The organism is Chryseobacterium sp. WX (genome assembly GCF_029542485.1).
In the GTDB taxonomy this organism is placed as follows: domain Bacteria; phylum Bacteroidota; class Bacteroidia; order Flavobacteriales; family Weeksellaceae; genus Chryseobacterium; species Chryseobacterium cucumeris.
In genome coordinates this window covers 2,297,971-2,321,789 of sequence record NZ_CP120710.1, presented here as the reverse complement: position 1 = coordinate 2,321,789, position 23,819 = coordinate 2,297,971, and the positions used below count along the sequence as shown (strand labels likewise).

20 protein-coding genes are annotated in these 23,819 nt (G+C 35.9%); 12 read left to right on the top strand and 8 right to left on the bottom strand.

Annotation, left to right across the window (positions count from 1 at the left end; genetic code table 11):
• The first annotated feature begins 158 nt into the window (after positions 1-158).
• The 8 genes from PZ898_RS10470 to PZ898_RS10435 all read left to right on the top strand — a co-directional run bounded on the left by PZ898_RS10470 (position 159) and on the right by PZ898_RS10435 (position 14,346).
• The gene (locus tag PZ898_RS10470; protein WP_277695453.1) at positions 159-2,087 is read left to right on the top strand and encodes an ABC-F family ATP-binding cassette domain-containing protein; all 1,929 of its coding nucleotides are present in this window, start codon (positions 159-161) and stop codon (positions 2,085-2,087) included.
• A gap of 148 nt (positions 2,088-2,235) precedes the next feature.
• Positions 2,236-2,592 carry a hypothetical protein gene (locus PZ898_RS10465; protein WP_227943437.1) on the top strand — a complete coding sequence of 119 codons (357 nt, stop codon included), beginning with the start codon at positions 2,236-2,238 and terminating at the stop codon, positions 2,590-2,592.
• A gap of 255 nt (positions 2,593-2,847) precedes the next feature.
• Positions 2,848-5,241, top strand: coding sequence for a TonB-dependent receptor (locus PZ898_RS10460; protein WP_277695452.1), 2,394 nt, complete (start codon positions 2,848-2,850; stop codon positions 5,239-5,241).
• Between the two features lie 18 nt (positions 5,242-5,259).
• Complete coding sequence (locus PZ898_RS10455) at positions 5,260-5,850, top strand: hypothetical protein (RefSeq protein ID WP_062676129.1); 591 nt, start codon at positions 5,260-5,262, stop codon at positions 5,848-5,850.
• 138 nt (positions 5,851-5,988) lie between these two features.
• Positions 5,989-7,323 carry a trigger factor gene (locus PZ898_RS10450; protein ID WP_062676128.1) on the top strand — a complete coding sequence of 445 codons (1,335 nt, stop codon included), beginning with the start codon at positions 5,989-5,991 and terminating at the stop codon, positions 7,321-7,323.
• A gap of 175 nt (positions 7,324-7,498) precedes the next feature.
• Complete coding sequence (locus tag PZ898_RS10445; RefSeq protein ID WP_062673827.1) at positions 7,499-8,185, top strand: hypothetical protein; 687 nt, start codon at positions 7,499-7,501, stop codon at positions 8,183-8,185.
• A gap of 153 nt (positions 8,186-8,338) precedes the next feature.
• Complete coding sequence (locus tag PZ898_RS10440) at positions 8,339-11,203, top strand: insulinase family protein (protein WP_062673828.1); 2,865 nt, start codon at positions 8,339-8,341, stop codon at positions 11,201-11,203.
• A 299-nt stretch (positions 11,204-11,502) separates the two neighbouring features.
• Positions 11,503-14,346, top strand: a complete 2,844-nt coding sequence (locus PZ898_RS10435) for an insulinase family protein (RefSeq protein WP_277695451.1) — start codon at positions 11,503-11,505, stop codon at positions 14,344-14,346.
• A gap of 80 nt (positions 14,347-14,426) precedes the next feature.
• Here PZ898_RS10435 and PZ898_RS10430 read toward each other — a convergent pair whose 3' ends face one another.
• Positions 14,427-15,011 carry a DUF3109 family protein gene (locus PZ898_RS10430; protein WP_034696856.1) on the bottom strand — a complete coding sequence of 195 codons (585 nt, stop codon included), beginning with the start codon at positions 15,009-15,011 and terminating at the stop codon, positions 14,427-14,429.
• Between the two features lie 6 nt (positions 15,012-15,017).
• Positions 15,018-15,923, bottom strand: a complete 906-nt coding sequence (locus tag PZ898_RS10425; RefSeq protein WP_062673830.1) for a DUF6427 family protein — start codon at positions 15,921-15,923, stop codon at positions 15,018-15,020.
• A 42-nt stretch (positions 15,924-15,965) separates the two neighbouring features.
• On the opposite strand from PZ898_RS10425, the gene PZ898_RS10420 reads away from it, so the two are divergent.
• Positions 15,966-16,199 carry a hypothetical protein gene (locus tag PZ898_RS10420; protein WP_002976854.1) on the top strand — a complete coding sequence of 78 codons (234 nt, stop codon included), beginning with the start codon at positions 15,966-15,968 and terminating at the stop codon, positions 16,197-16,199.
• A gap of 83 nt (positions 16,200-16,282) precedes the next feature.
• Here PZ898_RS10420 and PZ898_RS10415 read toward each other — a convergent pair whose 3' ends face one another.
• From PZ898_RS10415 to PZ898_RS10390, 6 genes are read right to left on the bottom strand one after another with little or no spacing between them, the layout of a single operon-like run.
• Positions 16,283-16,720, bottom strand: coding sequence for a universal stress protein (locus tag PZ898_RS10415; RefSeq protein ID WP_062673831.1), 438 nt, complete (start codon positions 16,718-16,720; stop codon positions 16,283-16,285).
• A 59-nt stretch (positions 16,721-16,779) separates the two neighbouring features.
• Entirely contained in the window at positions 16,780-17,385 is a 606-nt protein-coding gene (locus tag PZ898_RS10410; protein ID WP_277695450.1) for a fumarylacetoacetate hydrolase family protein, read from the bottom strand.
• Positions 17,386-17,392: 7 nt separating this feature from the next.
• A complete protein-coding gene (locus PZ898_RS10405) occupies positions 17,393-17,953 on the bottom strand; it encodes a hypothetical protein (protein WP_216443948.1) in 561 nt (186 codons plus the stop codon).
• 8 nt (positions 17,954-17,961) lie between these two features.
• The gene (locus PZ898_RS10400; protein WP_277695449.1) at positions 17,962-18,360 is read right to left on the bottom strand and encodes a DUF2007 domain-containing protein; all 399 of its coding nucleotides are present in this window, start codon (positions 18,358-18,360) and stop codon (positions 17,962-17,964) included.
• Between the two features lie 2 nt (positions 18,361-18,362).
• Positions 18,363-19,127: a 3'-5' exonuclease gene (locus PZ898_RS10395; RefSeq protein WP_062673838.1), complete on the bottom strand. Its 765-nt coding sequence runs from the start codon at positions 19,125-19,127 to the stop codon at positions 18,363-18,365.
• Positions 19,128-19,169: 42 nt separating this feature from the next.
• Positions 19,170-19,883, bottom strand: coding sequence for a CDP-alcohol phosphatidyltransferase family protein (locus tag PZ898_RS10390; protein WP_062673840.1), 714 nt, complete (start codon positions 19,881-19,883; stop codon positions 19,170-19,172).
• A gap of 89 nt (positions 19,884-19,972) precedes the next feature.
• Between PZ898_RS10390 and PZ898_RS10385 the strand changes: the two genes are divergently transcribed.
• The 3 genes from PZ898_RS10385 to PZ898_RS10375 all read left to right on the top strand — a co-directional run bounded on the left by PZ898_RS10385 (position 19,973) and on the right by PZ898_RS10375 (position 23,733).
• On the top strand, positions 19,973-21,901 hold the full coding sequence (locus PZ898_RS10385; protein ID WP_277695448.1) for an LTA synthase family protein: 1,929 nt from the start codon (positions 19,973-19,975) through the stop codon (positions 21,899-21,901).
• A 195-nt stretch (positions 21,902-22,096) separates the two neighbouring features.
• The gene (locus PZ898_RS10380; protein WP_062673843.1) at positions 22,097-22,516 is read left to right on the top strand and encodes a DUF2147 domain-containing protein; all 420 of its coding nucleotides are present in this window, start codon (positions 22,097-22,099) and stop codon (positions 22,514-22,516) included.
• A gap of 236 nt (positions 22,517-22,752) precedes the next feature.
• On the top strand, positions 22,753-23,733 hold the full coding sequence (locus PZ898_RS10375; RefSeq protein ID WP_034696867.1) for a pyruvate dehydrogenase complex E1 component subunit beta: 981 nt from the start codon (positions 22,753-22,755) through the stop codon (positions 23,731-23,733).
• Positions 23,734-23,819 lie beyond the last annotated feature (86 nt).

Here is a 23,819-nt window from a genome sequence, read left to right as displayed (position 1 = left end):
GGACATCTGAGGGTGTCTCCTTTTTTTCGGTTTAATGTATTACATATAAAGGAAAAACTGCTGAATCCTGACCACTTTTTTTATTTCTCGGCTATTCATTTCTTTTTCCGTATTTTTGCACCCGAAAATTCATTATTCATTACTAATTATTAATTAAGATGCTTTCGGTTCAAAGTTTAGGATTACACCATTCAGGAAATTATTTATTTCAAAATGTCAATTTCACCATTAAAAAGGATGATAAAGTAGGTCTCGTTGGTAAAAATGGAGCAGGAAAATCCACTTTGTTGAAAATGCTTTCCGGAGAAATTAATTTCTACGAGGGAGAAGTTGTCACTGAAGGAAGTGTTACCATTGGTTTCCTTAAACAGGATCTTGATTTCGTAAAAGGAAGAACGGTCTGGGCAGAAACCATGCAGGCTTTTGAACAGATCAATGCCTGGAAAAACGAACTGGAAGAGGTGAATCACCAGATGACAGTAAGAACAGATTACGAAAGTGATTCCTACACGGATCTGATTAATAAAATGACCGAGCTGAACGACCTTTTGATGAATCATGATGCCTACAATCTTGAAGGTGACATGGAAAAAGTGTTATTCGGTTTAGGATTTAAAGCAGATGACTTCCAGAAAATTACCGATGAATTTTCCGGAGGATGGAGAATGAGAATCGAATTGGCAAAATTACTTCTTCAGAAGAACGACATTATGCTTCTCGATGAGCCTACCAACCACCTGGATATGGAATCTATCATCTGGCTGGAGAACTTCCTGAAAGATTATCCGGGAGCTATTGTTCTGGTAAGCCACGATAAACAGTTTATGACAGCGGTGTGCAACCGTACTTTTGATATCAACAATAAAAAAGTTGATGATTATAAAGCGAATTACTCGAAATATCTTGTCATGAGAGAAGATCGCCGTGAGAAACTGATTCAGGCTAAAAAGAACCAGGATGCGGAGATCAAACAAATGGAGGATAACATTAATAAGTTCCGTGCAAGTGCTACCAAAGCATCTTTCGCGCAGTCCCTTATTAAGAAATTAGATAAAATCGAACGTATCGAAGTGGATAACGAGGACGTTTCGAAATTCAATATCCGTTTCGTACAGTCTATGGTTCCGGGGAAAGTGATCTTCGAAGCCATCAATCTTGGAAAAGCTTATGGGCAGAAGCAGATTTTTGATGATGTAGACTTTATCGTTCAGAGAGGAGACAGAATTGCCCTTTTGGGACAGAACGGACAAGGAAAAACTACGCTGGCTAAAATCCTGGCGGGAGATATCAAAGACTATTCAGGAACATGGAATCTGGGACACAACGTTAACATCGGATATTTCGCTCAAAATCAGGAAGAGGTTTTAACACCTAATAAAACAGTGCTGGAAGAAGCTGAAGATGCAGCTACAGAAGAAACAAGACCAAGAGTAAGAGACTTATTAGGATCTTTCCTTTTCCAGGGAGATGCCGTTACTAAAAAAACAAAAGTACTTTCCGGAGGAGAGAGAAACCGTCTGGCACTTTGTAAACTGTTACTTCGTCCTTTCAACACACTGATCATGGACGAACCTACCAACCACCTTGATATCCAGTCTAAGGAAATTATCAAGCTGGCACTGCAGAATTTTGAAGGAACTTTGATTGTCATCTCGCACGACAGGGAATTCCTTCAGGGACTTTGTGATAAAATCTACGAATTCCGTGACGGGAAAATGAAAGAATTCCTAGGTGATATCAACGAATACCTGGAGTACAGACAAAAGGAAACCATCAGAGAGATTTCTGCAGAAAAGGCAAAACTTCACAGCGAAGTAAAGGTAGAGCCTAAGAAAGTGGAAGAAAAACCTGTCGTAAGCAGCAGCCAGTCTTCCAATATTGTAAGTAAAGAGCAAAAAAATATTCAGAATAAAATTAAAAAAGTAGAGGAGAAAATTTCCGAGCTTGAAACAAAAGTAGAGCAAATGGAAGCTTCTTTTGCTAAAGAAAACCCTTCAGATGAAACCTTAGAAGAATACAACAAAGCTAAGGAAGAGCTGGATACCGCTTTACAGGAGTGGGAATATCTTGGAACCCAACTGGATTAAACTAAAATATAAATGCTTCATCAAATTAGTAAGATGAAGCATTTTTTTTGTAACAAAATTGTACTTGTTTCTACCTATTGTCAACAATCATTAAGTAATTTAATAAAAGTTTAAGGAAACAATTAAATTATTTTCATAATTTTGAACCATGATTTTTAAAGAAAGCAGAAACCTAAAGAGTTTTATCTCCAAGCTGTTGTTTGGAGTGTATTTTCTCGCGCTGCTTTCTCAAAGCTTTCACCATCATGATTCTGTAGACTATTTTAAGGCTTTTCATCTTAAAAAAGCAGAGAATACGATGACGAAAGCCGTTACTAAAGAGAAAGCTGGCGACTGTCTGGCCTGCCACTTTTTGGTTACCGGACATACATTAGCTCCTGAAGAATTCAATTTTACTTTTGAGCATTACAGCCATGAAGTAAAACAAATCATCGCCATCCAGGAGAAAATCTGGTCACAGACCAAATTCACCTTCCAGCTTCGGGGACCGCCCGCACTTGCATAATTCATAGATTCTATAGGGTTTAAAGTTCAATGTTTACTGCTTTAAATTCAATGTTTAAAGTTTAAGGTTTCAAGATGTTGGGAAAAATACCTGATAATCTGTAATTGATATTTAATATTTAATAATGTTCAATTACTATTTTCCGGTTTCTTAACTTCTTATCAAGATACATTGTACCATCAAAACTAACCCTTCCCACAAATTTTAACGAAAAATGTACCCTGTTGAAAAGGGTACGCAATCAATCTATTTACAATGAAATTGATATATTGCCTGCTGCTGGTCTTTTGCGGATCAGTATTTACAAGTGCACAAAAAAATTATACTGTAGAGGGAACCGTTCAGGATTTCCATGATAAAACATTGCTGGAAAATGCAGTGATTAAAATCGGGAACTTTACAGCCAAAACCAATAAGAAAGGTCAATTTTCTTTTGATAAAATTCCTGCAGGAAAGTATACACTCGTTGCACAACATCCTGATTGCAATGATTATACTGAAAATATAGGAGTTGATAAGGATGTTCAGCTGGTGATTACACTGGAACACCACATTAAAGATATTGAAACCGTGACTATTCATGGTAGTCATAAAAACAATGGAAGCATGGTGGTTAAAACACTTGATAAATCAACGCTTTCAAGAAATGTTACCGAAAACTTAGGGAATTTATTAACTAATATTTCCGGTGTTAACGTTCTTAAAACAGGAAATAATATTGCTAAACCTATTATCCATGGGCTTTATGGAAGCAGGGTTTCCATTATGAATGATGGGGTAAAGCTTGCCGAACAGGAATGGGGAGTAGAGCATGCCCCCAATGTGGATGTCAACAATTTTGAACATATCGACGTGATAAAAGGGGCATCAGCCTTGAAATATGGAGCAGGAGCTGTAGGAGGAGTTGTTGTTTTACAGCCTCAGGTTTTACCTAAAAAAGATACCATTATGGGAAGTGTTTCTCTTTCCGGAATTTCAAACGGAAGAGGGGCTGATCTTAATGTAAAACTTGCAAAAACCTGGGAAAATGGCTGGGGTATAAAAACCAATGGAAGCTATAAAAAACTGGGAGATCTTGAAGCTCCGGATTATGGCTTGATGAATACTGGTCTTGAGAGCTCAGGATTTAATTTTGGTGTACAGAAAATGACATTTGAAAAAGGTTTTTCTTTTGATTATTATCTGACTAAAAGCACAGTCGGGATTCTTAGAAGTTCTCACGTTGGGAATTCTGAAGATCTGCGTAATGCTCTTACATCACAAGCGCCAATCTATCAAAGAGATTTTAGCTATGATATTGACAATCCTAAACAGGAAATCGAGCATCATATTGCTAAGGTTTCAGCGTATAAAAGGTTCGAAAATTTTGGAAAAATAACCGCCACTTACAGCTTTCAATACAATCATAGAAAAGAATATGATATCAGACGTACAGAAGCTTTGAGCAAAAAACCGGCATTGGATCTTGAACTGATCACCAATGATCTGAATGTGAACCACCTGATAGAAAGAGGAAATTGGAATCTTGAAACAGGGATTAATGCTGGATACCAAAACAATTATTCCAATACTCAGACCGAGGCGAGACGTCTTGTTCCGAACTATGACAGATACTATGCAGGAATTTATTCCGTATTGAAATATAAAATTGCACCGGAGCTGGATCTTGAACTGGGAGGCAGATACGATTATGATCACTACGAAGTAACAAAATGGTATGATTTAAGTGACTGGAATAAAAAGTATGCAGCAGATTATTCAGATTTTGTAGTAAGAATCAACCAAAACAGAATTCTTACCAAGCCGTCTTTAAGTTATAATAATATTTCAGTAAACGGGGGAATTGTTTATCATCCATCCGAATATTTTAACCTGAAATTCAATTACGCCAGGGTTTCAAGATCTCCGAATATCGCAGAACTTTTTGCAGACGGACTTCACCATTCTGCAGCTATTATTGAAAGAGGAGATATGAGAATGAAAAGTGAAACCGGAAATCAGTTTAACTTGGTGGCAGATATAAAAGCAAATGTCTTAAAAGGACTGAATATTTCTGTTAACCCATATTTCTTTTATACTCAGAATTTTATCAACCAGATTCCTACAGGATATCAGAATACTCAGTGGGGCGGAGCTTTTGTGGTATACAACTATCAACAGATCAATGCAAAAATGTATGGATTGGACGTTGATGCCCAGCTGAAGATCACGGATCATCTGACCTATAAAGGAAGCGGATCTTATGTGTACGGGCAGGATACCACGCATGATGTACCGCTTATTCTTATGATGCCTCCGAACTTTAACAATTCATTGGAATTCAATAAAAAAGAATGGAAGAACTTCTATTTCACCGTAAGTAACAATACATATCTGAAACAGACGAGATTTCCTGTTTATAACGTTCCGATCAGATTATTTGATTCAGACGGAAATCCTTACAATGAAGAAGTGGATATTTCTACACCTCCAAACGGATATTCCCTTTGGAACCTTCAGACAGGGGTAAATCTGTCTAAAAATTTCGGAATTGATTTCTCAGTTCGAAATGTATTCAATACGTCTTACAGAGATTATCTGAACAGACTTCGTTTCTTTTCCAACGAAATGGGAAGAAACTTCATTTTAACTCTTAAATATCAATTTTAATTATTTAAAATCAAAAACATGAAAAATATTTTTAAAAATACAACACTTATCTTAGGACTTTTATTCTTAGCTGTTTCTTTAAGCTTAACATCGTGTAACAGAAGCGATGATGAAGCAGATGACCTTCCTCAGGAAGAATTGTCAGATGTCCTTTTAAGAGTAACAGATCAGGCTGACCCTAATAATCCTATTGTTTATGATTATCAGGTGAACAGTACTACTAATCCTAATGTTAAACTGATCAACGGACATACTTATAATGTAGAAGTTATTTTCAAAAACGGAGATGAAGATGCTACTCAGGAAATTAAAGACGCAAAGGATGAACATTTCCTTGTATATAATTTTCCTAACTCAGATATTACCTTAACCCGTACAGATGACGAAAAATCAACCAGAGATGATGGAAATCGTGTTGGGTTGAAAACAAAATGGGTAGTCAATACTGCGGTAAAAAATGCTTCTGCACCTAGCCAGTTGGTTCTTACATTATTCCATGAGCCGGTAACGGTTTCTGAAGCTTCTGCCGTAAGCGGAAACGGAGTGATTTACGGAACTCATACAGGAGGAGAAACTGATGCACAGGCTAACTATAATATTGTTAATTAATATACCTTTAATCTTGTTTGGGCCACCGGAATTCTCCGGTGGTTTTTTATTTAACAATATTTGGCTTTATTAGTTGATTTTAAATGGGCTTTTTTCATAAAAAATTCCTATTTTTGCAACCTAAAATTTTAATCAATAATGAAGGTTACCGCACAAAACCATGATGACGTAAGTGCATTGCTTACAGTAACATTGGAAAAATCTGACTACAAAGAAAAAGTAGAGAAGCAGTTGATTAATTATGCTAAAAATGCGCAAGTTCCTGGATTCAGAAAAGGGAAAGTGCCTTTGAGTATGGTTAAAAAACAATATGAAGCAGGTATTGCATTTGAAGAAATCAACAGACAAGTTTCTGATGCTTTAAACAACTATGTTAATGAAAACAAATTAAGATTAGTTGGTCAGCCTGTTCCTCAGCCAGTAAACGAATTAAATTACAACGCTGATCAAATAGAAGTTGCTTTCGAAGTAGGATATGAGCCTGAATTCACTATAGATTTAGCTAAATATGAAGCTCCTCATTACAAAGTAGAAGCTTCTGATAAAGAAATCAGTAAGAGCATTGAAAACATGCAGAAGCGTTTCGCTGAGCAGGTTCCTCAAGATAAAATCACTAAAGATTCTTACATTGCTTTAGAAGTTTCTCAGGTTGTGGAAGAAGATGCTGAAGGAGAGCACCACCACCATCCAAAAAACCTTACTATTACTGCTGAAAACAAAGAAGCTTTCAAATTGGTAAAAGGTTTGAAAATGGAAGGTTCTGTAAAAGTAACGAAGGAAACTCTTGCAGGTGACGAAGAATTAGCTAAAGAATTAGGATTCAGCAAGGAAGAAGTTGAGCACCTACACCACAATGAAGTAGAAGTTAAAGTAAAAGATTTCTATTCATTAAACTTAGCTGAACTTAACCAGGATCTATTCGACAAAGTATACGGAGAAGGAAACATTAAGTCTGAAGATGAGCTTAAAGATAAAGTGAAAACTGAATTAGACGAGTATTTCCAACAGAATGCTGATGTTCACTTCGTGAATAAAGTATTAGAGCAAGTAACAGAGAAAGAAGAAGTAAAACTACCTGAATCTTTCCTTGTGAAGTGGTTATTATTCTCTAACCAGAATATCCAGTCTGAAGAACAGGCTAAAGAAATTCTTGAAGCTGAGAAAAACCAATTGAAATATCAGATCATCGAAGGTAAATTGATGACTGAGAACGAAATCAACCTTGACTATGCTGATGTATTAGCTCAGGCTGAGCAGCTAGTGAAAAACCAATTGGCAATCTACGGAATCCACCACTTAGGGGATGAAGAAATCCAAAAATATGCTGTTGAAATGTTGAAAGACCAAGAGCAGGTAAGACAAATTTCTTCTGAAGTAGCAATGGCTAAATTGAAAGATGTAATTCTTGAAAAAGCTAGCAAAAAAGAAACTAAAATTTCTCACGACGAATTTTTAGAAGAGCTTAAGAAATAATTATATCCAGATATAAATATTTGAAAACCGTCAATTTTTTGGCGGTTTTTTTTATTATATATCCCACCTGAAAATCATTAATCATTAATCAATTATCAATCATTACTAATTGCTCATTATTTATTTGTATGTCCGCCAATATTCCTATATTTACTCTTTAAACTTTATTATAAATATGAAAAAGATCATCATTCCGTTTTTCTGCGCTGTACTTTTCTCAGTGCCTGCAGCAGCTCAGAAAAAAGGGGCTGCATCTGCTAAAACAGAAGCCGTACAATCAAAACTTACACCTAAAGAGGTTATTGATAATTATTTCAAAGCGTTAGGTGGAAAAGATAAACTGGACGCTGTAAAATCTACCATTACTGATAACACAGTGGCTGTACAGGGAATGGAAATCCAAATGACAACTAAGAAATTAGGAAATAAATTCAAATCTGTACAATCTTTCATGGGGAAAGAAATGGTACAGCTTTTTGATGGTGAAAAAGGATATTTTGATCAGATGGGAACCAAAACAGATATTCCTGCTGACAAAATTGCTGAACTTAAAAAAGGAAAGCCAATGGATGCTTTAGCATTTGATGCTTCTAATTTCCAGGCTGTATCTACAGAAAAACTTGACGGAAAAGATTATAATGTATTGTCTTCAGACAAAGGTAAATTCTATTTCGATGCCGGAACAGGACTTTTATATAAAACAGATGCCGGAGAAGGTAAAGCAACCATTAAAAGCTATATGGCGGTAGACGGAATACAGTTCCCTGCTGAAGTAGAAGCTGAAGGTGGAGGTCAGAAAATGACAATTAAAACCACAAAAGTGGTTATTAACTCCGGAGTTTCGGATGCTGATTTTAAATAATAAGATACTTTTTAAGACACAAAAACCGGGAATTCCCCGGTTTTTTTAATATATAAATAATTTTAACTCAAATTTAACTATAAAATTGATTTAATGATTTCTTCACCTTCTGAATAAATATTAGTTTTAAGCCGTAAATAAAATCAAATAACCATGAAAAAAGTATTATCTTCATTTGCAGTCATTTTCCTGATGTCTGCGAATGCCTTTGGACAGAATATTCCAGTGGATCCATCTGTACGAATTGGTACTCTTTCCAACGGAATGAAGTACTATATCAAAAAAAACACATTACCTGAGAAAAAAGTAGACTTCCGTCTGGCAATCAATGCCGGATCTATCCTTGAAGATGAGAATCAAAGAGGGTTGGCTCACTTTATGGAGCACATGAACTTCAATGGAACCAAAAATTTTCCGGATAATAAATTAGTAGACTTTCTACAGTCGATCGGAGTGAAATTCGGGCAGCACCTTAATGCCTATACAAGTTTTGACGAAACGGTTTACATGCTTCCTGTGCCATTAGATAAACCAGGAAATCTGGATGCCGGACTGAAAGTAATGGAAGACTGGGCATTTAATGCAACACTTTCCGATGAGCAGATCAATAAAGAAAGAGGAGTGGTGTTGGAAGAGCTGAGACTGGGTCTTGGAGCTGATAAAAGGATGATGGATAAATACCTTCCAAAACTTTTATATAAATCTCAGTATGCAGACAGACTGCCAATTGGTAAAAAAGAAGTTTTGGAAAACTTCAAACCAGATGTTATCCGAAAATTCCACCAGGACTGGTACAGACCGGATCTGATGGCAATCATTGTTGTAGGAGACATCAATGTGGACGAAATTGAAAAGAAGATCAAGGATAACTTCAGCAAATATAAAAACCCTTCAAAACCAAGAGAAAGAAAATCTTTTGATCTTCCGAATCATAAAGAAACTCTGGTAGCTATTGAAACAGATCCTGATGCTACCAATTCTATGGTACAGTTTATCATGAAAGATGCTGATGCCTATAAACCTGATGTAACGGTAGAACAGTACAACCAAAGTCTTGTAGAAAATCTTTCAACGACAATGTTAAATAACAGATTGAGAGAGCTGATTAACTCTACAAACCCACCTTTCACTTTCGGATCAGTATACCACGGAGGAACTTATGCAAGAAGCAAAGAAGCGTTCCAGGGATTTGCTATGGTGAAAGAGGGAAATCAGCTGAATGCGTTGAAAGTTTTATTGGAAGAGGTTGAAAGAGCAAAAAGATTTGGATTTACACAATCTGAGCTGGACAGAGCAAAATCTCAGGTGCTTTCCAATATTGAAAGATCTTATAACAACAAAGACAAAACAGAAAGTGAGATTCTGATAGACGAGTATGTAAGAAACTTCCTGGAGCAGGAACCAATTCCTGGAATTGCTTGGGAATATGAAGATACGAAAGCTTTCTTACCATCCGTTACGCTTGCACAAACCAATGAAATCATCAAGAAAATGGTGAAAGATGACAGCAGGGTAATTATTGTTACAGGACCTAAAAAAGATAATGTAACCATGCCTACAGAAGCAATGGTACTGAATACATTTGATGCTGTGAAAATGGCAGATCTTAAGCCTTATGAAGAGAAAGCAACCATCAAGAACCTGGTGAAGCCTTTCAAATCTGAAGGAAAAATTGCTAAAACGGAAACAGATGCCAAGTTGGGAACAACAACGTGGACTTTAAGCAACGGAGCGAAAGTTACTTTCAAAAAAACAGATTTTAAAGACGATGAAATCGTATTTACAGCAAGAAGCTTAGGAGGAAGTTCTCTTATCCCAGATGCTGATTACAATAAAACCCAGTTTGCCTTCGCAGCATTAACAGAAGCTGGGGTAGGAGGATTCTCTAAAGCAGACCTTACCAATTATCTTGCCGGTAAACAGGTGAACGTAAATCCTATGGTAACTTCTCTTTTTGAAGGCGTTTCCGGAAGAACCACACAAAAGGATTTAGGAACTGCTATGGAGCTTATGTATGCTTATTTTACAAGCTTAAATTATAATCCTGCTTCCTTTAATGCTTATAAAGAAAAGCAATCCGCAATGTTGAATAACCTGTTGTCTAATCCTCAGGCTTATTTCTCTAATGAGCATGCAAAATTCATGAACCAGAAGAACCCTAGATTTATCGGGGTATTCCCAATGGAGAAAGACTGGGCCAATACAGACTATAAAAAAGCTTACGATATTTATAAAGATAAATTTGCCAATGCCGGAAACTTCCAGTTCTATTTTGTAGGAAACATAGACGAAGCCAAATTTAAAGATGAAGTTCTGCAATATATTGCAAGTCTGCCATCGTCAGGAAAAACAACAATGTATAAAGATACAGGGTACAGAACGATGACCGGTGATTACAACAAAGTGTATAAAAAAGGAAAAGACCCTAAGAGTATGGTGTCTATCTCTTACAGCGGAGAGGCTCCTTACAATGAAAAAGAAGCTTTAGCATTATCAGCGCTTGGAGAAGTGGCTACTATTAAAGTTATCGAAAAGCTAAGAGAAGATGAAAGTGGTATCTATGGAGGTGGCGCCCGAGGAGGAATGAATAAAATACCGTACGGAACGTATAGTTTCGGTATTAATTTCCCTTGTGGTCCTGAAAATGCAGAGAAGCTGACTAAAAGTGCTATTGCAGAGCTTCAGAAGCTTATAGATAATGGCCCTGAACAAAAAGACCTTGATAAATACAAAGAAGGTGAATATAATGACAACAAAACAGAACTGAAAGATAATATGTTCTGGATGAATGCCATTGCTAAGAACCAGCTAGACGGAAGTGACAAGTATGATATCTTAAATTATCAGGATAAAGTAAAAGCACTTACGGTAAAAGATCTTCAGAATGTAGCTAAAAAATATCTTACAAAAGGAAGAATTGTAGCAACGCTAATGCCGGAAGATGGTTGGGAAAAAGCCAAAAAAGAAGAACCTAAAAAAGCAGAAACTGTAACTGTAAAAGCAGGCGCTGCTAATTAATATTTTTAATTAAAATAAGAGAACCGTTGTACATTACAACGGTTTTTTTGTTTGAAAAAGGACAATATAATAGTAGATTAACCATGATTTATGAGTAGATGAAGAAAATGATATTATTTTTAATTAGTCTATTTTAATTAATTTATGAATGTTTTTAATTAAAAATTATTTTAAGCAATATAAAAGAAACAATTTATTTTCATTTTGTAATATTTAATTTTTTTAACTTCAATTTAACCCTGTGGTAAAAGGCTGATTGCATAGAGAATCGATATTTTTGAGGGTCAAAAATAATGTAGATGAAAAAAATATTATCTTCGTTTTCAGCCATCTTCCTGATGTCTCTAAATGTCTGTGGACAAAACATCCCTGTGGATCCGTCCTTAAGAATCGGTACTCTTTCCAACGGGATGAAGTATTACATCAAAAAAAATGTTTTACCTGAGAAAAAAGTAGAATTCCGTCTGGCAATCAATGCAGGATCTATTCTTGAAGACGAAAATCAAAGAGGACTGGCTCACTTTATGGAGCACATGAACTTCAACGGAACCAAAAATTTTCCGGATAATAAATTAGTCGACTTTTTACAATCTATCGGAGTAAAATTCGGACAGCACCTTAATGCTTATACCGGTTTTGACGAAACAGTTTATATGCTTCCAGTCCCATTGGATAAACCGGGAAATCTGGATGCCGGACTGAAAGTAATGGAAGACTGGGCATTTAATACAACACTTTCTGATGAGCAGATCAATAAAGAAAGAGGAGTGGTGTTGGAAGAGCTGAGACTGGGTCTTGGAGCTGATAAAAGGATGATGGATAAATACCTTCCAAAACTTTTATATAAATCTCAGTATGCAGACAGACTGCCAATTGGTAAAAAAGAAGTTTTGGAAAACTTCAAACCAGATGTTATCCGAAAATTCCACCAGGACTGGTACAGACCGGATCTGATGGCAATCATTGTGGTAGGAGATATCAATGTAAATGAAATAGAGAAAAAGATTAAGAATAACTTCAGTCAATATAAAAATCCTTCAAAACCAAGAGAAAGAAAATCTTTTGATCTTCCGAACCATCAAGAAGCACTGGTAGCTATTGAAACAGATCCTGATGCAACAGGTTCAGGAGTGCAATTCATCATCAAAGATTCCGAAGTGTACCAACCGGATATAACAGTTCAGCAGTATGATCACAGTGTTGCAGAAAGCCTTGTGAATATGATGCTCAACAGCAGATTGGCAGAGCTGGTTAACTCTGTAAATCCACCTTTTACTTATGGTTCTGTTTATCACGGAGGAACTTTTGCAAGAAATAAAGAAGCATTCCAGGGATCAGCTGCTACAAAAGACGGTGATCAGCTGAATGGGCTAAAAGTTCTTTTGGAAGAAGTGGAAAGAGCCAAAAGATTTGGATTTACCCAATCTGAGCTGGACAGAGCAAAAGATCAGATGCTTTCTTCTTATGAATGGGCTTACAACAACAAAGATAAAAACCAAAGTGGTGAGCTTATCGATGGTTATGTGAACAATTTCCTGAGACAGGAACCAATACCTGGAATTACCTGGGGATATGAACATATTAAAGAAATCCTTCCGACCATAGCACTGGAACAGACCAATAGAATTATCAAAAAGCTGGTAAAAGATGATAGCAGGGTTATAGTTATCACTGGTCCAAAAAAGGATAATATTACAATGCCAACAGAAGGGATGGTTCTGAAAACATTTGATGCCGTAAAAATGGCTGATCTTAAGCCTTATGAAGAAAAAACGAAAACGGAAAGTTTAATAAAGCCTTTTAAATCTGAAGGAAAAATTACTAAAACAGAAGCAGATGCTAAATTAGGAACTACCACATGGACTTTGAGCAACGGTGCTAAGGTCACTTTCAAGAAAACAGACTTTAAAGATGATGAAATTGTTTTTGCAGCAATAGGCCTGGGTGGAGTGTCTGTCATTCCCGATACTGATTACAATAAAACAAAATACGCATTTGATGCTTTGCTTGAAGCTGGACTAGCTGGGCTTTCCAAAACAGATCTTGCACACTATCTCGCAGGAAAACAGGTGAGTGCAAGCGCTTATGTGGGTGGCCTTACAGAAGGTGTTTCCGGAACAAGCTCGAAAAAGGATCTGAAGACCGCGATGGAGTTAATCTATGCTTGTTTTACAGATTTAAACTATAACTCCGAATCATTCAACGCCTACAAAACAAAAAAATCTGCAATGCTGGCGAATGTAGATTCGGATCCGGGATATTATTTTTCTAATGAATATTCCAAATTTATCAATCAGAAAAACCCACGGTTCACCGGCCTCGAACCTACGGAAAAAGATTGGGCAAATACAGATTATAAGAAAGCTTACGATATCTACAAACAAAAATTTGCTAATGCAGGTAATTTCCATTTCTATTTTGTAGGAAATATAGATGAAGTACAGCTTAAAAATGAAGTCCTGCAGTATATTGCTTCACTTCCTGCAACTGGAAAATCATCTACATTTAAAGATACAGGCTACAGACCGGTGAAAGGAGAATATACTAAGGTTTATAAAAAAGGAAAAGAACCGAAGAGCCTTGTAACAATTTCTTACAGTGGAGAAGCTCCTTACAATGAGAAAGAAGCGATGGCACTTTCGGCTCTTGGAGAAGTAGCTACCATTAAAGTTCTTGAAAAACTAAGAGAAGATGAAAGTGGTATTTATGGAGGAGGTGCAAGTGGAAGCTTCAGTAAAATACCATACAGTGCGTATGATTTTAGTGTTAATTTCCCCTGTGGTCCTGAAAATGTAGAAAAGCTTACCAAAAGTGCCATGGCAGAATTACAAAAATTGATATATAAAGGACCAGAGCAAAAGGATCTTGATAAATACAAAGAAGGAGAATACAACGAATATAAAACAAGCCTCAAAGACAATGGATTCTGGCTGCAGGGTATCGCCCAGAATCAATTAGACGGAAGTGACAAATATGATATCTTAAATTATCAGGATAAAGTAAAAGCACTTACAGTAAAAGATCTTCAGGATGTTGCCAGAAAATACCTTACGAAAGAAAAAAATATAGCAACGTTAATGCCGGAAGATGGTTGGGAAAAGGCTAGAAAAGGGGAAGTTAAAAAAGCAGAAACCTCCAAGTAACCTATTTTTTTAAGCTTTAATAAATAAGAAAACCGCAGGTCTCTCTGCGGTTTTTATTATTTCATTCAAATACATATCGGTTAAGAACCATATTCTTTTTTCCATTCTTCAGCAGCTTCGCTCAGAACGGTATAAAATTCTTCACCATACTTTCTCGTCAGTGGAGTTTTTAAAAACTTATAAACAGGCACCTGAAGCTCTTTTCCAAGGGTACAGGCATCACTGCATACATTCCACTCGTGATAATTCAATGCGGTAAATGCCGAATATTCCGTAACACGGATTGGGTAAAGGTGGCAGGATATAGGTTTCTGCCAGTCCACGGCACCATCTTCGTACGCTTTTTCAATACCACATTTCGTAATTCCTTTTTCATCGAACGTTACATAAGCACATTCGCGGTTCTCCACCATTGGAGTAACATACATTCCGTCGTGCGGATCAGTAGTCCAGGTTCCCTGTTCTTCAAGGGCTTTAATTCCTTCCTGAGTAAGGTAAGGTTTTATTTTGTCAAAAATACTGTCCAATATCTCAAGCTCGTTTTTATCCAACGGAGCTCCCACATCTCCTTCCACACAACATGCACCTTTACATTTTGTAAGGTTGCAAACAAATTCTTCGGAAAAAATTTCCTCTGAAATCAATTTATCGTCTATCTGAATCATAATTTTCTAAAATAAATCAAAAACTGTACCTGCTTTAAAGGTCAGTAAACTAATAATAATAACCCATACACTGGCTTCACGCATCCAGTATTTAGGCAAAAATCTCATCATTCTGCTCAGAATAATACTTGAGGGAAATGCCAGAAGAAGCAGATATTCATAGCTTTTATTCATGTATAAAATGATGGAAACAAGCTGTGCCACAGAAAAAACCAATAGGAAAGTGTATTTATACCTGCTTATCGGACTTTTCTTGTTATAATTTTTAAAATGGTCATATACCGCATAAATAAGCATCAGAACCACAGGTATCAATGGCAGAAGTTCTGTGTAATCTGTTACCGGTTTCATTCTTCCAAACGGAAAATAATCAATATTCCATGATGTGAACTGAACAAAATACATGACAGAAAAATAGCTGAATGTAATCAAAACAATTCCCAATAGAAACCTGAAAAGGTTCAGGGTGATTTTGGCAGAAGTTGCAATCACGTGGATGATAACAAAAACAGCCATCGGCCATGTTGTAGGGAGAAAAATAAAGTTCAGAGCTACAATAGATCCCACCAATACATAAGACTTCTTCCTGATATCTTCATCTGCACTCGTCAGTAGCAGGATAAGAAAGGAATTGGTAAGCAGAGAAACCGCAATTCCTATATCCAGATTTCCTGGATACAGCCCGAAAATAAAAAATGTGTATAAAAATAAGGGCAGATGGGTCTGATAATTAAGGGCAACACTGTGAAAACAAAAATATCCCAAAGCAATTCCCAGAAAAGTTATTCCGGCAACTATGGCTTCGTAAGTATTGAAATTCAGTATGTTAAATATTATGACTACTAAAAGAAGAAAACCAATATAAACAGGAATTGAAAAAATATTGCTTTCTTTTGAAAGTAATTTAAACATTTTTTATAAATTTGTACAAAGTTAATTTAAAAAAGGAAAATAATGACGTCTTTCTTTCTATTCTTAAGCAAAGTTTTCAAATGGTCTTTCGGTTTCTTTGATGCTTTCGGTAATGTTTTAAACTGGATTCTATTTATAGTTTGCTGTGTACTATTCACTTATTGGTGCTATGTACTGGTGGTTACACTAGGTGGCGATAAAGATAAAGACTATTATTCTCCAACGGAAGGTAAGCACCCTTACTACGATCCGAATATCTACAAAAAAGAAGGTTAATTAATTGGTTATATAGTAAAAAACCGATCAAACATTATGATTTGATCGGTTTTTTTATTACTAACGATTAAAATTTCTTTTGCTTAGTCGTGAATAGGAAGTACCAGCACAGGAATACTTGAACTTTTTGTAATCCCTTTTGTTAAGCTTCCCACAAATACATCATAGATTCCGCTTCTGCCATGTGATCCCATCACAATATAATCTGCATTTTTTGCCTTTGCATGTTCCAGAATAATATCTTTGGCAAGTCCCTGTTTTAAAAGGTGCTCACAATCGATATCATGACTGATGATTCTTTGCTCAATTTTATTAAGCTGCACCAGCTCTTCTCTGATTTCATTGGCTTCCACTTCAGGAAAATATTGAAATCCCATATCACCAATGGCAAAGCCGATATCTGATGGCGCTACGTGGATCAGGTAAATTCTGCCGTTAAGCTGTTTTGCAAATTTTATGGCACCGTCTACCAATTGGTCTGTCTTGTCCCCAAAATCTACGGGTAATACAATATTTATCATAACCTCTAATTTTGTTACCTAAAGATAGGAAAAATTTGTCAGACTTTGATGTTAAATACTTATAATATTCGGATATCAAGGATTTTTTTCTCTTCAAGGTAAGCTTCCAGAATATCATTTTCATCTACTTTTCCAACCCCTTTTGGAGTTCCTGTGAAAATAAGGTCACCTACTCTTAATGTAAAATACTGAGATGCAAAAGCTATAATATCATCAAAGTTGAACATCATATCTTTTGTATTGCCATCCTGTACCTTCTCTTTATTCTTTAATAACGAAAACTGAAGGTTCTCAAGGCTGAAGCTCTCTTTTTTGAAAAAACTGCTTACCACAGCCGAACCGTCAAAACCTTTGGCAAGCTCCCACGGAAGACCTTTTGATTTCAGTTCACTCTGAAGATCTCTTGCCGTAAAATCTATTCCCAGGCCAATTTCTTCATAATGCTTGTGTGCTGTTTCTTTCTGAATATATTTTCCTCCTTTTGAAATTTTTATTACCACTTCAAGTTCGTAGTGAATATCATTGGAGAATTCGGGAATGTAAAAATCATTTCCCTTTAAAACGGCTGTATCCGGTTTCATGAAGATAACAGGATTCTCAGGAATTTCATTTCCTAATTCTTTTGCATGCTCACTGTAATTTCTTCCTATGCAGATTATTTTCATAACTTAATTAATTTACTTTACCTTTAAAATATCCTTTACCTTCTTCTATATATTTTTCAGGACCATATCTTCTTTGAACTTTGAGTTCAGTATATCCGAAGATGCTATCTCCTTTTTTATAAGATTCTTTATCCAGAATAAGTTTACTGTCCAAAACTTTATAATATTCTCCTGTGTCCAAAAAATCAAAGAGTTTTACATTGTCAGTATATGAATAGGGAGAGATTTTATATCTGCTTTGAAAAATATCTATCTGAAAACCACCACCGCTGAAACCATCTCCAACAGAAAATGTAACATTTAGCATTGGATTTTCAGTAATAGAACAGCTATAATATGCTGGACTTATACTGTCTGACTTTGTCTTAAAATCATTGGTTTTAATATCTTCACTCTCTGAACCCCAAATACTTGTTTGCTTTTGCTGATCAAAAGATTTAAAAAGAGGTTTCTGGCTTAAACTATGATCAACTTCTACGCTGTTCCATACCAATATGAATTTTCCTATTATGAAAACAAGAAAGCCAAGAATAACAACGAGAAAAATCTTTCCAAATTTTTTGACCATATTAAACCTTAATGCGTAAACTCATTCCCGCAATAATAACATTTGAATTTGTGACTCGTCAGGAAAGAAATACCAAAGAAACTGGTAGCACTGTCATCCCTGTAGATGTGGTTGGAACCACATTTCGGGCATACAAAATCAAACTCAGGATCTTCAATGGTATGTTCTACTTCCAGCGAATATTGCTCGTTGTCTTTATAGTCTTGCAGGATCTGCTGTGCTTTTTCCACATCTTCTTCAAACACCTGAAGCTGTATTCCTCCTACCGCCTGTGACAGAAGCCAATCCGACTGGATCAGCTGCTCATTCGCAATGAAACTGTTGATGCCGTTTTCAGCCAGTATCTGCTTGTCCCTGTTAGCTTCAAGGGCAGTTTCATAAAATTTAAAACGAACCAGGTCAGACATATTTAAAATCTACTTGATAATTGAATTTTTGTAAAAACCTTCTTAGTATATAATGGAAAGTCAGCATTCTGAAGCCATCCGAAATATCCTAAGTCTTTTTGGAATACCGCTTTCACGCCCTGTCCTTTATATTTTCCAAAGTTGAAAACCTCTTCCATTTTTTCATTATATCCGATAAATCCTGCAAGATCTGCATTCTTATTATGGAATGTGAATTCACTTAACGGTGCTATTTCATTCGGGATATCATCATATTTTCCAACCTGGGCATCCAGAACTTCAAATGTTGCCCATACATCAGCTTCTGCAGAGTGTGCATTTTCCAATGTTTTTCCACAGTAGAACTGGTAAGCAGCACTTAAGTTTCTAGGCTCTTTTTTGTGGAAAATAGTCTGTGCATCTACCAGTCTGAATTTACTCAGATCAAAATCCATTCCTACTCTTAAAAGTTCTTCAGCCAAAAGGGGAACATCAAATCTGTTAGAATTAAATCCTCCCAAATCACTGCCGGTAATCATTTCCATTACTTTAGATGCAATGTCTCTGAAAGTAGGCGCGTCTTTTACATCTTCATCATAAATACCGTGGATCTCACTGCTTTCTTTAGGAATAAGCATTTCCGGGTTTACACGCCATGTTTTGCTTTCTCTGGAGGCGTCCGGATTTACTTTTAAAATACAGATTTCAACAATTCTGTCTTTTCCTATGTTGGTTCCTGTGGTTTCCAGGTCAAAAATACAAAGTGGTTTATGGAGTTTTAAATTCATGTTGACTATTAATAAATTGAAACGTGTTTTATTTAAATGAGTTTATTTTAATTGTGCCTGAAAAATAAGAGACACCAATATATAATAAATAACAAGCATTGGAATTCCAATAACCTGGAATATCGCAAGAATAGCAATTCCTCCCACCAGTAATACAACTTTAGGGTAATTATCTTTTAATTGTTTTGATTTGAATTTCATCGCCATCATTTTGATCGGGCTGATCAGAAGCCATGAAGTGAGAAGAGTCAGCAGAACCAATAACAATTCATTATCAAACAAAAAGCTGAAAGTTCCGGTTTCTTTAAAGGCATAATAAAGACCAAACAGTAAAACGGTGTTGGTAGGCGTATTCAATCCTTTGAAATAATAGCGTTGTTCTTCATCAAGGTTAAAGATGGCAAGTCTCAGGCAGGAAAATACAGTGACAATTAATCCCAGATATTTGATCTCAAATGGAAAATGAATTCCAAGAAGCTCAGCTCCAAAAGGCTCAAGGGCTTTGTACATCGTCAGTCCCGGGATTACACCAAAGCTTACCATATCAGCAAGAGAATCCAACTGAAGACCAAGATTAGAGTTTGATTTTAAAGCTCTGGCCACAAAGCCATCGAAAAAATCGAAGATAGAAGAGAGAATAAGACAGATTGCCGTTGTCTGATAATCTCCTAAAATTAAATGTATTGCACCTACACAGCCTGCAAATAAGTTAGCCAGAGTTAAGGCATTGGCCAGATTATTCTTTATAAAATCCATAAGCACAAAATTACAGTTTTTAAAAATTCTAACTCAAAATAATATGAACTAAAAAATGCATTAAAGTGATTTTGATGTAAATTTGCTCCATGAAATTTTTAGAAGGATTTAGAAAACAGGAAGTTCTGGCATTGGTTTACAGGATTTTTTTAGCCTATGTTTTTTATCAGATTGCCAGACTTTTATTCTGGTATTTTAATAAAGATCTGATTAAAGTTGACTCGGTTTCTGATTACATAAAGCTGGCTTTCCATGGTACGGCTTTCGATACCACAGCTATTTTGTATGTCAACGCATTATTTATACTCCTGAGTTTATTGCCGCTGGTTATTAATACCAAGAAAATATTTCAGAAAGTCCTATTCTGGCTGTATTTCATCACCAACGGTATTGCTTATGCCATGAATTTCGGGGATTTTATTTACTATAAATTCGCTCAGGCAAGGCTTACTTCGGCTGTATTTCAGGTGGCTGAACATGAATCCAATGTAACTAAAACACTGATGATCTCTGTGGGAGAACATCCTTTTGTATTGATTTGGTACGTCGTGTTGATGATCTTATGGGTTTTTCTATACAAAAAGGTGAAAGTAGAAGATACAAAACCTGCGAAACTACTTCCTTACTTTATTACATCTATTCTTACTTTGTGTATAACAGCGGTGCTGGTTGTGGGAGGAATCAGAGGAGATTTTAAGCATAGCACGAGACCTATTAATATGGTGGATGCTACTCGTTTTGTAACAAATCCGCTTCAGGGAAACATTGTACTCAATAGTACATTCTCCTTTTTCAGGACTTTAAATACCAATAATTTTAAGGAAGTTCATTTTGTAGATGAAAAATATATTGAAGACTATGTACAGCCTTATAAAGTATATGACAGAAAAGTGGAGAATCGTCCCAATATTGTTATTTTTATTGTAGAATCTTTCGGGAGAGAATATTCAGGAGCTTTCAATAAAGATAAAAATATCAAAGATTACGTTTCTTATACTCCTTTTATGGATAGTCTGGCTACCCAAAGCCTTATTTTCCCGAATACTTTTGCAAACGGAAGACAGTCTATTCATGGGATGAGCAGTGTATTGGCCGGAATTCCGAGTCTTACCGATGCGTTTACAGGATCTCCTTATTCCAATCAGAAAATTCAATCTATTGTTTCCGTATGTAATGATCTTGGGTATGATACTTCTTTTTATCATGGTGCCCCAAATGGTTCTATGGGATTTCTTGGATTCGGAAATATCTTAGGATTTAAACATTATTTCGGAAAAACAGAATATAATCATGATGAAGATTTTGACGGAATGTGGGCGATCTGGGATGAGCCTTTCCTTCAGTATTTCGCTAAGAATGTAGGGAAGAAACAACCTTTTATGACTACTGTATTTACCGCATCATCTCATCACCCTTTTAAAATCCCTGAAAAATATAACGGGAAATTTAAAAAAGGAAAAATAGAAATCCATGAGCCGATGCAGTATACCGATTATGCGATCAAACAATATTTTGAGACGGCTAAAAAGCAACCTTGGTACAACAATACCATTTTTGTTTTCACGGGAGACCATACCAATCAGGTTTATTATCCGGAATACGAAAGAGCCATGAACCGTTATGCAGTTCCATTGGTTTTCTATTCTCCGAATCCTGCGTATCAGCTAAAAGGTGTTAGCCAGGAAATCGCACAACAAGCAGATATTTATCCTACACTGGCAGATCTTATTGGGTATAACAAACCTATCCGAAGCTGGGGGAGAAGTTTGGTAAGTGATAAAAAATATCCTTTCATCGTAGTCAACTCGGATGGAAGTACAGATCAGTTCATGATCGGAAATTATATTTACCGCTTTGATGGAAAAGAAATCATCGGAGTCTATGATAAATCTGATCTGAGCCTTGAAAAAAATATCATGAATGAAGTTAAAAATCCTGAAATAGAACAAGGAAAGAAAACGGCAAAGGCCTGGTATCAGGATTATATGGATAGGGTGATTAACAGGAAGCTGTATTAGGCAGAAGACAAAAAATAGAATGGCGAAATAGTCAATAAACTGATTGGCAAATTAATTGTTTTAGTAATTATTGATTTTACTTTTCTTCACCTCTTTATGCTTTGTATAATAAAAATTTTTGTTCGTTGAAAATTAATTTATATTTTTATCAATACGTAGATAAGAATATTGTATAAAATTAAAACTATAAGAAATATGAAAAAAATATTGTTAACGTTCGCACTTTCTTTATGTGGTGTACTTACATTTGCACAGATAGAAGGTAAGTGGAAAACGATAGATGATGAGACAAAACAGGCAAAATCTATTGTTGAAGTATTCAAAAAATCAGACGGAAAATACTATGGAAAAGTTTCTCAGTTGTTGATAAAACCTGCTGATCCAAACTGTACAGTTTGTAAAGATGACAGAAAAGGAAAACCAATTTTAGGATTGGAGATTATCAGAGGACTGAAAAAAGACGGTGATGAGTTCACCGGAGGAACTATTACAGACCCTAAAACAGGAAAAACATACAAATGTACCATTACAAGAAGCGGTGATAAACTGAACGTAAGAGGGTACTTAGGATTATCTTTACTGGGAAGAACCCAGGTTTGGGAGAAAGCTAATTAATATAAGTTTAAATAGAATTTTAGATGACATCTCAGAAATGGGATGTCATTTTTTGTAGATAAAAATTCTGTGAAAATTCTTCGGAACATAAAAAAGGTACAAGAAGGACGCATTTAAGAAGGAAAATTAATTTTAAATACAGTTAATATTATGACTTCTCATGGAAATGAAGACCGTTTTTATGATGTGTATAATAAAAAAACACTATTTTTGTAGTCTAAATTTTTCGAATAAATATGGCAGAATATACTTTTCGTGAGGTAATTGCACAGGCAATGAGCGAGGAAATGCGTAAAGACGAATCCATCTTTTTAATGGGGGAGGAAGTTGCAGAATACAATGGTGCATATAAAGCTTCCAAAGGAATGTTGGATGAGTTTGGTCCTAAAAGAGTAATCGATACCCCAATTGCAGAACTTGGTTTTACAGGAATTGCTGTGGGTGCTGCGATGAATGGTAACAGACCCATCGTAGAGTATATGACATTCAATTTCTCATTGGTAGGAATTGATCAGATTATCAATAATGCTGCAAAAATCCGTCAGATGAGTGGTGGACAATGGAATTGTCCAATCGTTTTCCGTGGTCCTACAGCTTCTGCAGGTCAATTAGGTGCTACTCACTCTCAGGCTTTTGAAAACTGGTTTGCAAACATTCCTGGTCTTAAAGTAGTAGTTCCTTCAAATCCTTACGATGCGAAAGGGTTGTTGAAAACTGCAATTCAGGATAATGATCCGGTTATTTTCATGGAATCTGAGCAGATGTATGGAGATAAAATGGAAATTCCTGAAGAAGAATACTACTTACCGTTAGGAAAAGCAGATATCAAGAGAGAAGGTACAGATGTTACTTTAGTTTCTTTTGGTAAGATCATGAAACTGGCTTTACAGGCTGCTGAAGATATGGCGAAAGAAGGAATCTCTGTAGAAGTTATCGATCTTAGAACAGTTCGTCCTCTGGATTTTGATACTGTTTTAGCTTCCGTTAAGAAAACAAACAGATTGGTTATTTTAGAAGAAGCTTGGCCATTTGCTTCTATTTCTTCTGAAATCACTTATATGGTACAGCAAAAAGCATTTGATTATTTAGATGCTCCTATCAAGAGAATTACGACTCCTGATGCTCCTGCACCTTACTCTGCTGCATTATTTGCAGAATGGTTCCCTAAACTTGAAAAAGTAAAAGAGGAAATCAAAAAAGCGATGTACGTAAAATAGTTATAGAGAAAAACTTCCGAAAGGAAGTTTTTTCATTTATTATATTCATGAAGAAAAATTCTTGACGTCATAAAATTAGTATAAAT